General features: G+C 72.5%; 8 protein-coding genes. 6 read left to right on the top strand and 2 right to left on the bottom strand.

Going from position 1 to position 12,631, the window contains the following annotated elements; genetic code table 11:
- The first annotated feature begins 63 nt into the window (after positions 1 to 63).
- The 4 genes from ABZ370_RS34325 to aspA all read left to right on the top strand — a co-directional run bounded on the left by ABZ370_RS34325 (position 64) and on the right by aspA (position 4,787).
- Positions 64 to 723 carry a FadR/GntR family transcriptional regulator gene (locus ABZ370_RS34325; RefSeq protein ID WP_358629210.1) on the top strand — a complete coding sequence of 220 codons (660 nt, stop codon included), beginning with the start codon at positions 64 to 66 and terminating at the stop codon, positions 721 to 723.
- A 28-nt stretch (positions 724 to 751) separates the two neighbouring features.
- On the top strand, positions 752 to 2,212 hold the full coding sequence (locus tag ABZ370_RS34320) for an amino acid permease (RefSeq protein ID WP_358629067.1): 1,461 nt from the start codon (positions 752 to 754) through the stop codon (positions 2,210 to 2,212).
- Positions 2,213 to 2,308: 96 nt separating this feature from the next.
- Entirely contained in the window at positions 2,309 to 3,343 is a 1,035-nt protein-coding gene (locus ABZ370_RS34315) for an asparaginase (protein WP_358629064.1), read from the top strand.
- 40 nt (positions 3,344 to 3,383) lie between these two features.
- Entirely contained in the window at positions 3,384 to 4,787 is a 1,404-nt protein-coding gene (aspA, locus tag ABZ370_RS34310) for an aspartate ammonia-lyase (RefSeq protein ID WP_358629061.1), read from the top strand.
- A 9-nt stretch (positions 4,788 to 4,796) separates the two neighbouring features.
- Here aspA and ABZ370_RS34305 read toward each other — a convergent pair whose 3' ends face one another.
- A complete protein-coding gene (locus ABZ370_RS34305) occupies positions 4,797 to 6,098 on the bottom strand; it encodes a GAF domain-containing protein (RefSeq protein ID WP_358629058.1) in 1,302 nt (433 codons plus the stop codon).
- Between the two features lie 151 nt (positions 6,099 to 6,249).
- Positions 6,250 to 8,709: a SpoIIE family protein phosphatase gene (locus ABZ370_RS34300; protein ID WP_358629055.1), complete on the bottom strand. Its 2,460-nt coding sequence runs from the start codon at positions 8,707 to 8,709 to the stop codon at positions 6,250 to 6,252.
- A gap of 318 nt (positions 8,710 to 9,027) precedes the next feature.
- On the opposite strand from ABZ370_RS34300, the gene ABZ370_RS34295 reads away from it, so the two are divergent.
- Both ABZ370_RS34295 and ABZ370_RS34290 read left to right on the top strand, forming a co-directional pair.
- The gene (locus ABZ370_RS34295) at positions 9,028 to 11,505 is read left to right on the top strand and encodes a molybdopterin-dependent oxidoreductase (protein WP_358629052.1); all 2,478 of its coding nucleotides are present in this window, start codon (positions 9,028 to 9,030) and stop codon (positions 11,503 to 11,505) included.
- Positions 11,506 to 11,633: 128 nt separating this feature from the next.
- Positions 11,634 to 12,626: a trypsin-like peptidase domain-containing protein gene (locus ABZ370_RS34290; RefSeq protein WP_358629050.1), complete on the top strand. Its 993-nt coding sequence runs from the start codon at positions 11,634 to 11,636 to the stop codon at positions 12,624 to 12,626.
- The last annotated feature ends 5 nt before the right edge of the window (positions 12,627 to 12,631 follow it).

Genomic DNA, 12,631 nt, shown 5'->3' with positions numbered 1-12,631 from the left:
CCTCGGGTGAACTTGTCAGACAGCCAGACAGGCGCTGAATCGTTTCCTCGCCGCGTGAGTGCCATGGAAGCGGTCCTCGGCCACCTCCGGGGCGCCATCGAGCGCGGCGACTACGCGGTGGGGGACAAACTCCCCTCCGAGGCCGAGCTGTGCCGTCGCCTGGAGGTGAGCCGACCCGTGCTCCGCGAGGCCCTGCGGGCCCTGCAGACCATGGGGCTCACCGCCTCACGCACCGGCAAGGGCACCTTCGTCATCTCCAGCGGTCCGGTGCAGGACCCCACCTTCGGGGACTACGCCGCGAGTGACCTGCTGGAGGTGCGGCGGCACATCGAGATCCCCGTCGCGGGATACGCGGCGCTGCGCCGCTCCGCCGAGGATCTCGACCACCTCTCCCATCTCCTGGACCGGATGGAACGGGAGACCGACACCACCGCCTGGGTGGCGATGGACACCACGTTCCATCTCGCCGTCGCCCAGGCGGCGCAGAACCCGGTCTTCCGCAGGGTTATCGAGGAGATTCGCGACGCCCTGGCACGGCAGTCGGCTTTCCTCAACGAACTCGGCGGCCGCCGGGAGCAGTCCAACCAAGAACACCGGGCGATCGTCGAGGCGCTCGCCGACGGTTCCGAACACGACGCGGTGGCGGCGATGACCCACCACCTCGAACGGGTCGAGACCACCCTGACCTCCATCGTGCGCCCCGCTTCGGCGGACGGCGCGTGATCACACCAACGTAAGGCGGACAGCAGGCGTGAGCGAGCAGTCCCTCCGGCAGGAAGAACGCCACGGCCAAGGGCCCGATCAGCCCCAGCATGTCGACGCCGGTGACGCCGGCTACAGCAAGTCCCTCAAGGCCCGGCATGTGAACATGATCGCCATCGGCGGTGCCATCGGCACCGGCCTGTTCCTCGGCGCCGGAGGACGCCTGAAGGACGCCGGGCCCTCGCTGTTCGTGGCGTACGCGGTCTGCGGTCTCTTCGCCTTCCTGGTGGTGCGGGCCCTCGGCGAGCTGGTGCTGCACAGGCCGTCCTCGGGCGCGTTCGTCAGCTACGCCCGGGAGTTCCTCGGCGAGAAGGGCGCCTACGTCGCCGGTTGGATGTACTTCCTCAACTGGTCCACCACCGGCATCGCCGACATCACCGCCGTCGCGACCTACACCCACTACTGGGGCATGTTCAGCGACGTCCCGCAGTGGGTGATCGCGCTGATCGCGCTCGCCGTCGTGCTGGCGGTGAACCTCATCTCCGTGAAGATCTTCGGTGAGATGGAGTTCTGGTTCGCGATCGTCAAGGTCAGTGCCCTGGTCGTCTTCATGGCGATCGGCATCTTCCTGCTGGTCAGCCGCCACCCGGTGGACGGCCACACCACCGGACCCAGCCTGATCACCGACCACGGTGGCCTGTTCCCGCACGGTGCGCTGCCCATGCTGCTGGTCATCCAGGGCGTCGTCTTCGCCTACGCCTCCGTCGAACTCGTCGGCGTCACCGCGGGCGAGACGCTGGAGCCCGAGAAGATCATGCCCAAGGCGATCAACTCCATCATGTGGCGCGTCGCCGTCTTCTACGTCGGCTCCGTGGTGCTGCTCTCCATGCTGATGCCCTCCGACTCCTACACCGCCGGTCAGAGCCCGTTCGTCACCGTGCTCTCCAAACTCGGCGTGCCCGCGGCGGGCGGCGTGATGAACCTCGTCGTCCTCACCGCCGCGATGTCCAGCCTCAACTCCGGCCTCTACTCCACCGGCCGCATCCTGCGCTCGATGGCCATGTCCGGCTCCGCGCCCAAGTTCACCGGCAAGATGAGCCGCACCCAGGTCCCCTACGGCGGCATCCTCCTCACCTCCGGCATCTGTGTGCTGGGCGTCGGTCTCAACTACGTCGTGCCCAGCGAGGCGTTCGAGATCGTGCTCAACTTCGCGGCGCTCGGCATCCTCTCGACCTGGGGGATGATCATGATCTGTCATCTGCTCTTCTGGCGCCGCGCCCAGGCCGGACACCTCACCCGGCCCGGCTACCGGCTCCCCGGCTCGCCGTACACCGAGATCGTCACCCTCGGCTTCCTCGCCTCCGTCCTGGTCCTGATGTGGGCCGACGGCGGACCCAGCCGGGTCACCGTCATGGCGGTCCCCGGGATCGCGCTGGCGCTGGCCATCGGCTGGTTCTTCATCAAGCGCCGGACACCCGCCCGCGACGACGCGGCGCCGACCAAGGAATAGCCCCGCGAGAAACAGCCCCGCCCGGCCGGGAAGCCACCCCGGCCGGGCGGATGAACCACCCATGACCCACCCCGACGACGGAGCAACACCACCACCATGAACTACACCCCCGGGCTGCACACCGACGACGCTCGCCACACCCCGGCCGAGCCCCCCGTCATCCGCGAACCCCGCCATGTGCCGCTCGCCCATGTCGTACGCGCCGGTGTCATCGAGGGCGTCCACCATGGGTCGGCGGTCGTGCTGGCCGCCGACGGCCGGGTCGGGTTCCAGGCGGGCGACATCGACGCCGCGTTCTACCCGCGGTCCGCGATCAAGCCCGTACAGGCCGTCGCGCTGCTGCGCGCCGGGCTGCCGCTGGACGGCGAACTGCTCTCGCTCACCGCCGCCAGCCACTCCGGCCAGGACAACCATCTGGCCGGTACCCGGCGCATCCTGGAGCAGGCCGACCTCACCGAGGACGAGCTGCGCAACACCCCCGACCTGCCGTACGGCTCCGCCATGCGCGAGAAGTGGCTGCGGGCCGACCTCAAGCCCTCCCGGCTGGCCCAGAACTGCTCCGGCAAGCACGCCGCGATGCTGTACACCGCGAAGCTGCGCGGCTGGTCGCTGGAGGACTACCTCGACCCGGCCCACCCGCTCCAGCAGGTGATCGCCGAGACCGTGGAGGACCTGACCGGACAGCGCGTCGCCCAGGTCACCGTCGACGGCTGCGGCGCGCCGCTGTTCTCCATCTCCCCGCTCGGCCTCGCCCGCGCCGCTGCCGCCATCGCCTCGGCCGCCCCGGACACCCCGGAGGGCCGGGTCGCGGACGCCATGCGCACCTACCCCGAGATGGCGTCCGGCGACGACCGGGACGTCGCCCTGCTGATGCGCAAGGTCCCCGGACTGCTCGCCAAGGACGGCTTCGAGGGCGTCCAGATGGTCGGGCTGCCCGACGGACGGGCCGTCGTCGTCAAGATCGCCGACGGCGCCGACCGCGCCCGGATGCCGGTGACCGCGGCCGCCCTCGCGCACTGCGGCATCGGCTCCGACGTCCTCACCGAGTTCGCCACCGCCCCGGTCGTCGGTGGCGACACCACGGTCGGCAGCCTCCGGGCCACCGACGTCCTCGCCCTGCCCGCCGCCTGATCCGCCCGCCCCATCCTCACCCAAGGAACCACCCACAGCCATGACCGCTGACCCCGGCACCCGCCGCGAACACGACCTGCTCGGTGACCGCGAGGTCCCCGCCGACGCGTACTGGGGCATTCACACCCTGCGCGCCTGCGAGAACTTCCCCATCACCGGCACCTCCATCGCCGCCTATCCGCATCTGATCAACGCCCTGGCAGCCGTCAAGGAGGCCGCGGCCCGCGCGAACGAGGACCTGGGCCTGCTCTCCTCGCTCAAGGCCGACGCCATCGCCGCGGCCTGCCAGGAGATACGCCGCGGCGAACTGCACGACCAGTTCACCGTGGACGTGATCCAGGGCGGCGCCGGTACCTCGACGAACATGAACGCCAACGAGGTCATCGCCAACCGGGCCCTGGAGATCCTCGGCCACGAAAAGGGCGAGCACGGCATCCTCCACCCCAACGAGGACGTCAACCTCAGCCAGTCCACCAACGACGTCTACCCGACCGCCGTCAACGTCTCCACGATCATCGCCGTCCGTGAACTGCTCGACGCGATGGCCGTGTTGCGGGAGGCGTTCGCCGCCAAGGCCGAGGAGTTCCGCGACGTCCTGAAGATGGGCCGCACCCAGCTCCAGGACGCGGTGCCGATGACGCTCGGCCAGGAGTTCTCCTCGTACGCGGTGATGCTGGAGGAGGACCAGAGCAGGCTGCTGGAGGCCTCCGGCCTGGTGCATGAGATCAACCTCGGGGCGACCGCGATCGGTACCGGTCTGAACGCTCCGAAGGGTTACGCCGAGGCGGCGCGTGGCCACTTGGAGGACATCACCGGGCTTCCGCTGATCACTGCCGCGAACCTGGTGGAGGCGACCCAGGACTGTGGGGCGTTCGTCCATCTGTCCGGTGTGCTCAAGCGCATCGCGGTCAAGCTTTCCAAGAGCTGCAACGACCTGCGGCTGCTCTCCTCCGGTCCGCGGGCCGGGCTGAACGAGATCAACCTGCCGCCGGTGCAGGCCGGTTCGAGCATCATGCCCGGCAAGGTCAACCCGGTGATCCCCGAGGTCGTCAATCAGGTGGCTTTCGAGGTGATCGGCAACGATGTGGCCATCACCATGGCGGCCGAGGCCGGTCAGCTCCAGCTGAACGCCTTCGAGCCGATCATCCTGCACTCGCTCTCGGAGAGCGTCACCCATCTGCGGGCCGCCTGCCTGGTGCTGGCCGACCGGTGCGTGTCCGGCATCACCGCCAACGTCGAGGAGCTGCGCGCCACCGTCGAGAACTCCATCGGCCTGGTGACCGCCCTCAACCCGTACATCGGCTACAGCGCGGCCACCAGCATCGCCAAGGAGGCCCTGGCCACCGGGCGCGGCGTCGCCGAACTCGTCCTGGAGAAGGGCCTGCTGCCCGCCGAACGCCTCGCCCAGGTGCTGAGCCCGGAGGAGGTGGCGGGCAGCCGCTGACGTACCCGGTCAGTCCCGCAGACGGTCGACCGCCGGGGCCACGCTGAACGGCAGGAGGTCCTGCCGCCGGTCCGGCTCCAGCACTTCGACGCGGATGTGGTCCGCGAACCGGTAGGGGCGGTGCGCGAGCACCGCCCCGAGCTGTCCGCGCAGCCGGGACAGCGCCGCCCGCACGGTGACCGTACGCGTCGGGTCGCCGAACAGGTCGTGGGCGAGCTGCGCCGCGGTGCGCCCCTCGGGGTGCGCGGTGAGCACCAGCAGCAGTTCGGCGTGGCGGGCGCTGAGCCCGTGGGTCCAGGTGCCGGAGGGGCCCGAGAAGGTCAGCGACCAGTGGTGCCGGTGGCGTACGTCCAGCACCAGATGGCCGGTACCGGCGGGCGCCCGGTCGCCGTCCTCGCCGTCGAGCACCCGCAGCAGATGGCCGCCGGGCAGCGGTTCCACCGCGCAGGTGCCCAGCGAGGGCAGCCAGACCGGCCCGTACGGCGCCTCCCGCGCCGCCTTGGGCAGCGGCAGCCGGTGGTCCTGCGGGCTGATGCCGGTGACGGCGGCGACCCAGCCGTGCCGGTCCACCACCGCGGCCTTGCCCGGGATGCGCGCGAGGACGGGCGCGGCGAGGGCGCGCAGCGCGTCCAGTTCGCGGCTGTGGGCCAGCCGCAGTTCGCCCTCGGCCCACCGGGCGGTGGCCGTCACCAGGGAGAGCACGGTGGGGTGGGCGGTGGGGGCGGGCCCGCTGATGTCGATGACGCCGAGCAGCTGCCCGTCCCGGGGGTCGCGGACCGGCGCGGCGGCGCAGCTCCAGGTGTGGAAGGCGCGGACGAAGTGCTCCGCGGAGTGCACCCGCACCGGGGCCCGGACGGCGAGCGCGGTGCCGATGCCGCTGGTCCCCGCGGTCTCCTCGGCCCAGTGCGCGCCCTCGGTGAGCGCGATCCCCTCGGCGTGGCGGCGGATGCCGCGGTGGCCGTCGATCCAGAGCACCCGGCCGTCGGCATCCGCGATGATCATGATGTGACGGGCCGCTTCCGCCGCCTCCAGCAGCCCGCTGTGCAGAGTGGGCAGCACATCGGCCAGCCGGGTCGCCCTCCGGCGCCGCTCCAGCTCGTCCAGGCTGAGCAGCCCCCGGTCGTGGCCGCGGTCCGGGTCGAGACCGAGCCGCAGCATCCGGTCCCAGGACTGGCCGATCACCGGGCGCGCGGGCAGCGGGAGCCTGCCGCGGCTCAGCGCGGCGTCCCGCATGACCGCCATCAGCCGGGCCGACTCGGCGGGGCTCAGCGCGGCCAGCGAGTCGCCGGGGCGCGTGGCTTCAGTTCGCATGGATTGCGGCCTTTCGTTCCGCCGCGAGACCCGCCACGGCGGCGGGCAGTAACGGCGTCCGCCTGACGCCGAATGCCATGGTGCAGCCTCAAGTCCTTCACGAACAGGGCTTCTCGCCGCTGATTGTAGTGAAGCCGGGGCGGGCCGGTGATCAGCCGTCCCCCGGGGTCAGGCTCTGCTCCGCCCAGATCGTCTTGCCGCTCCCGGTCTGCCGGGTGCCCCAGCTCCGGGTCAGCTGGGCCACCAGCAGCAGTCCGCGGCCGCCCTCGTCGAAGGTGCGGGCCCGGCGCAGATGCGGGGCGGTTCCGCTGCCGTCGGACACCTCGCAGATGAGGGTGCGGTCGTGGATCAGCCGCAGCTGGATGGGCGCCTTGGCGTGCCGTATGGCGTTGGTGATCAGCTCGCTGACCACCAGCTCGGTGGTGAACACGGCCTCGCCCAGACCCCACGCCTCCAGCTGCGCGGTCACGTCCCGGCGGGCCTGCGCCACCATCGAGGGGTCGGACGGTAGGTCCCAGGTCGCCACGTGGTCGGCGTCCAGGGACCGGGTACGGGCGAGCAGCAGCGCCACGTCGTCCTCGGGGCGGCTGGGCAGCATCTTGCTGATCACGACGTCACAGGTGGCGTCCAGCGAGTCGGCGGGCTGGACCAGCGCGGAGCGCAGCGTGTCCAGCGCCCGGTCGACGTCCTGGTCGCGGGACTCGATCAGACCGTCGGTGTACAGCGCGAGCAGACTGCCCTCCGCCAGCTCCACCTCGACCGTCTCGAACGGCAGACTGCCAAGACCCAGGGGCGGGCCGCCGGGCAGGTCGAGCAGGTCCACCGAGCCGTCGGGCGCCACCACCACGGGCGGCGGATGCCCCGCCCGGGCGATCGAACAGAGCCGGGAGACCGGGTCGTAGACCGCGTACAGGCAGGTGGCGCCGATGTCCCCGCTGGTGGCCCCCGTACTCGTCGGGCCCTGCGCGCTCTCCGCCTCCGCGGACAGATGGTTGACCATGTCGTCGAGATGGGTCAGCAGCTCATCGGGGGCCAGGTCGACATCGGCGAGGGTACGGACCGCCGTGCGCAGCCGCCCCATGGTCGCCGACGCCTGCACCCCGTGGCCGACCACATCGCCGACCACCAGCGCGACGCGCGCCCCGGACAGCGGGATCACGTCGAACCAGTCGCCGCCCACCCCGGCCTGCGGGCCCGCGGGCAGATAGCGGGAGGCGACGTCGACGGCCGCGCTGTGCGGCAGGGTCCGCGGCAGCAGGCTGCGCTGGAGGGCCAGCGCGGTGTTCCGCTCCCGGGTGTAGCGGCGGGCGTTGTCGATGCAGACCGCCGCCCGGGCCGTCATCTCCTCGGCGAGCAGCAGATCGTCCTCCTCGAACGGCTCGGGGCGCTGGTGCCGGGAGAACGTCGCCACGCCGAGGGTGGTGCCGCGGGCGCGCAGCGGGATGGCCATCGTGGAGTGGAAGCCGAACTGATGGATCATCGAGGCCCGGTCCGGGGCCTCCGCCGCCCACCGGGACACCGCCGGGTCCGTCACCGAGTTCAGCAGCCCGCGCTCCGCCTTCAGGCTTTCGGCGGCGGGGGAGAACTCGGGGTACGCGGCCACCTTCCCCACCTCCACCACGGCTTCCGGGGTGCCCGCGAAGACCGACCGGGCGGCGACCCGCCGCAGCATGACATGGCTGGTGAGGGGGCCCGGGCGCGGTTCGCTGCCGCCGTGCACCGAGGGCAGCAGATCGACGGTGACGAAGTCGGCCAGCTCCGGAACCGCCACATCGGCCAGCTCCTGCGCGGTCCGGTCGATGTCCAGGGTCGAGCCGATCCGGGTGCTCGCCTCGTTGAGCAGCAGCAGGCGCCGCCGGGCGGTGTGCTGCGGGGTCCGGTCGTGCGCGGACAGCATCACGGCCGCCACCCGGCCGTCCCCGTCCCGCAGCGGGGCCAGCGAGGTCGACCAGGCGACCGGGCGGTCGTGGCCGGGCATCCGCAGGAACAGCTCGATGTACTGCTCCTCGCCGGTCTCCAGCACCCGGAGCATCCGCTCCTCGGTCTCCTCCGCCTCGGGCCCGGGGGCGATCTCCGGCACCCGCAGCCCGCGGATCTCCTCCTGGGTGAGGCCCAGCACCCGCTCCATGTCCTGGTTCGCCCAGCGCAGCCGCAGCCCGGTGTCGTACACCGCCATCGTGCACGGTCCCTGGGTGAAGCAGTGTTTCAGCAACTCCTCGTCCGCCAGGGGCTGTTCCGGCCGGGGCAGCGGGGAGACGACGAGCCATTCGGTGGTGCCGCCGGGCGCGGCGACGCGGTGCGCGAGCAGTCCGGCCGTCACCCGGGAGCCGTCGCGGTGGAGCAGCGCGACCCGGCCGCGGAACCGGTCGGGCGGAGTCAGGGCGCGCAGAGTTTCGGCCACCGGACGCGGATTCGCCTCGTCGGCGAGCAGTGCGGCCGCCGACCTGCCGACGATCTCCTCGGAACGGTATCCGAGCAGCCGTTGGGCCCCCTCGTTCCACTGGGTGACGATGCCGTGCCCGTCGACAGTGGCCCTGGCTGTGGACGCCTCGTCGATGAGGTCGTCCGACCGGACGGGCTGCTCGTGCGGCGGCGTGTCCGGTCGCGTCATGTGGTCATCTCACCCTTGCCCTCGGACTTCCGCCATGGGCAGATGACGGCCTCCACCGCCGCGCCCCTGGCGGGGAGTAAACCCATTTGGTCGCGCGTTCAAGTATGCCATCGGTGGCCGAATATCGGCATACGCGGAACGGGATCGACGATAACGCTCAGCAGCCGTTCTACCACCCTCCCGCACGGCCCTTCCGAGGGGCCGACCGGGTGATGCCGGACGGCCACGGTACGGCCCCGGACCGGAGGAGGGGGAGTGAGCGGGCCAAAGGGAGGAACGGGAAGAAAGGAGAGAGACGACGAAAGGCGAGAGCACCGCATGAGCAGGGACGCGAGCAACAGAGCCGACGGCACGGCCGACGACGATACGACCGCCGACGGCACGCCCCGCGACAGCACGGCCCACGGCGGCACGCCCCACGACGGCACGGCCCGCGACAGCACGCCCCGCGACGACACAGCCCGTGACAGCACGCCCCACGGCGGCGACGTGACGGGGCCGCCCCCGGGCGCCACCGCGCGCGGCCACCCCCACAGCTCGCACTGGGGCGCCTTCGACGCCGCCGTCCGCCCCGACGGCAGCCTCGACGTCACCCCCGACCCCCGCGACCCCCACCCCGCCGCGCTGCTGCGCAACGTGCCCGCCGCGCTCGGCCCCCGCGACCGGGTGCTCACCCCTTACGTCCGCCGCGGCTGGCTGGAGCACGGCCCCGGACCCGACCCGGCCCGCGGCGCCGACGACCATGTGCCCGCCCCCTGGGACGAGGCGATCGGGCTGCTGGCCCGCGAACTCGACCGGGTCCGCACCACCCACGGAAACCGGGCGATCTTCGGCGGTTCGTACGGCTGGGGCAGCGCGGGCCGCTTCCACCACGCGCAGAGCCAGATCCACCGCTTCCTCAACTGCCTCGGCGGCTACACCCGCTCCGTCAACACCTACAGCCTCGGCGCCGCCACCACCCTGCTGCGCCACGTGGTGGGCGACGACGCCCCGATCAGCACCCCCACCCCGCTGTCCGTGCTGGCCGAGAACACCGGCCTCTTCCTCTGCTTCGGCGGGATGCCCGCCAAGAACACGCAGGTCAACGCGGGTGGCATCAGCCGCCACCGGACCGCGGACCTGTTGCGCTCGGCCCGTGGCCGGGGCGCCCGCTTCATCCTGGTGAGCCCCCTGCGCGACGACCTCGCCGCCGAGCTGGACGCCGAATGGCTGGCCCCCGTCCCCGGCACCGACACCGCGCTGATGCTGGCGCTGTGCCACGTGCTGATCGAGGAGGGCCGGTACGACGCGGACTTCTGCCGCCGCCACTGCGAGGGCTTCGACACCTTCGCCGGTTACGTCCTCGGCCGGGACGGCTCCGCCGCCAAGACCCCGCACTGGGCCGAGGCGATCTGCGGCATCCCGGCCGCCCGCATCGCCGCCCTGGCCCGGGAGCTGACCCGGCAGCGCACCATGGTCTCCCTCAGCTGGTCGCTCCAGCGCGCCCACCGCGGCGAGCAGCCGCTGTGGGCGGGCATCGCGCTGGCCTGCCTGCTCGGCCAGATCGGGCTGCCGGGCGGCGGATTCGCCCACGGATACGGGGCGACCGGCGGCACCGGCGCCGGGACGCTCCCGTACAAGCTGCCCAGCCTGGACCAGGGCACCAACCCGGTCCCCGACTTCATCCCCGTCGCCCGGATCGCCGATCTGCTGCTGCACCCGGGCGAGACGTTCGCCTACGACGGGCAGCGCCACACCTACCCCGACATCCGGCTCGTCCACTGGGCCGGTGGCAACCCCTTCCACCACCACCAGGACCTCGGACGGCTGCGCCGGGCCTTCGCCCGCCCGGACACGGTCGTGGTCCACGAGCCGCACTGGACGGCCACCGCCCACCACGCCGACTTCGTCCTCCCCGCCACCACCACCCTGGAGCGCGAGGACATCGGCGGCGCCAAACAGGACACCGCGCTCATCGCCATGCACCGCGTCGCCGACCCGGTGGGCGAGGCCCGCGACGACTACCGCATCCTCAGCGACCTCGCCGCCGAACTCGGCGTCGGCCACGCCTTCACCCAGGGCCGCGACGCACGCGGCTGGCTGGAACACCTCTACGAGAGCTGGCGCCAGGGTCTGCCGCCGGAGTACGCGCCCGAGGAGGACTTCAAGACCTTCTGGCGCGCGGGCCGCGTCCCCCTGCGGTCCCTGCGCGAACAGCGCACCCTCTACGCCGGGTTCCGCGCCGACCCCGGCGCCGCGCCGCTGCCCACGCCGAGCGGCCGCATCGAGCTGTACTCGGCCACCATCGCCTCGTACGGCTACGACGACTGCCCCGGCCACCCGGCCTGGCTGCCGCCGGAGCCACCCGACCCGGGGTGCCCGGGCGCGTACCCGCTGCACCTGGTCGCCAACAATCCGCCCACCCGGCTGCACAGCCAGCTCGACCACGGCGAACTGAGCGCCTCCTCCAAGGTCCGCGGCCGCGAACCGGTCCGGATGCACCCCGGCGACGCGGCGGCCCGCGGCGTACGCGACGGCGACGTGGTGCGCATCCGCTCCACCGTGGGCAGCTGCCTGGCCGGGGCCGTGCTCAGCGACGCGCTGCGGCCCGGCGTGGTCCAGCTCGCCACCGGCGCCTGGTTCGACCCCTCCGCCCCCGAGGTGGCCACCTGCGTCCACGGCAACCCCAACGCGGTGACCCGCGACACCGGCACCTCCCGGCTCGCCCAGGGCTGCACCGGCCAGCTCGCCCGGGTCGAGGTCGAACGCTACGACGGACCGCTGCCCGCCGTCCGTGCCCACGACATGTCACCGTGAACAGGCATGGACGAAGCGCTCCCTGGGTATCGGACCGGGCCTTGATGCCATCTTGTGGACAAACGGAATATGAGTGGCGCATGCGGCGCTAAGCTGTCCGCTCATCGGACGACTTCCGGGAGGTCACGTTGTGTCAAGGGGGGCCTGACCGGGCCACGTTGATCGCCCGGCTGGCGAAGCTGTACCCGGAGGCCAGATCCGTCCGGCGGCTCATGGAGACGGCCGGAATCCCGAGCGACATGGTGGACTTCGGCGGCGGCGCGCGGGACGTGTGGCACGCCGCGCTGCGCGAGGCGGACAACCGGGGCAAGCGGGTGGCCCTGCTCACCACCGCCGTCGGCGAGTTCCCGGACGACGAGGAGCTGCGCCGGGCCCTGTCCCGGGCGCTCACCGACCCGGCGGCGGCGCCCACGGCCGCCCCGGTCGGCGCGGATGGCGCGGGCGGCGCGGTGTCCGTCGCGGGCGCCGAGAAGCTGATGGGCGCTCAGAGCACCCTGCTGCCCCTGGCGTTCCTGGAGAGCGGGCTGCGGGCGGCGCGCGCCGTCGGACTGCTCCGGGACGACGTGGAGGCCCTGGGCACCGGCTTCCTGGTGGCGGGCGACATCGTCGTCACCGCGGGCCATGTCCTCCCCGACGCGGCGGCCGCCGCCGGAGCCCGCCTCGTCCTCGGCTACCAGGAGGGGCCGGGCGGCGAGATCCAGGGCGGGACGTCCTGCGCACTCGCCCCCGACCTCGGCTTCGCCACCTCCGAGCGCCACGACCTCACCGCCGTCCGCGCCCGGGAGCCGCTGACCGAGGAGTGGGGCGCGCTCACCCTCGCCCCGCCCGGGGCGCCCAAGCCGCGACGGGTCAACATCGTCCAGCACCCCGGCGGCGCCCCCAAGAAGGTCGCGCTCTACCACAACGTGGTCACCCACGCCGATGAGCACCGGGTGCTCTACCTCACCGACACCCTCCCCGGCTCCTCCGGCTCCCCGGCCTTCGACGACCGGTGGCGGGTCACCGCCGTGCACCGCGCGGGCGGACACCTCCCGGCCCCCGACGGCACCGGGCACGTGTACAGCAACGAGGGCGTCCCCGCGCGATGGCTGGCCGAGCTGCTCGCCACCCTCACCACCTGAGGACA

It is taken from the genome of Streptomyces sp. NPDC005962 (assembly GCF_040629205.1).
Classification (GTDB): domain Bacteria; phylum Actinomycetota; class Actinomycetes; order Streptomycetales; family Streptomycetaceae; genus Streptomyces.
This window is presented reverse-complemented; position numbering and strand designations above follow the sequence as displayed.

Coding starts and splice junctions, on each gene's coding strand:
- ABZ370_RS34325 (WP_358629210.1), top strand. CDS start 64: ATGGAAGCGGTCCTCGGCCACCTCCGGGGCGCCATCGAGCGCGGCGAC.
- ABZ370_RS34315 (WP_358629064.1), top strand. CDS start 2,309: ATGAACTACACCCCCGGGCTGCACACCGACGACGCTCGCCACACCCCG.
- ABZ370_RS34300 (WP_358629055.1), bottom strand. CDS start 8,709: ATGACGCGACCGGACACGCCGCCGCACGAGCAGCCCGTCCGGTCGGAC.
- aspA (WP_358629061.1), top strand. CDS start 3,384: ATGACCGCTGACCCCGGCACCCGCCGCGAACACGACCTGCTCGGTGAC.
- ABZ370_RS34295 (WP_358629052.1), top strand. CDS start 9,028: ATGAGCAGGGACGCGAGCAACAGAGCCGACGGCACGGCCGACGACGAT.
- ABZ370_RS34305 (WP_358629058.1), bottom strand. CDS start 6,098: ATGCGAACTGAAGCCACGCGCCCCGGCGACTCGCTGGCCGCGCTGAGC.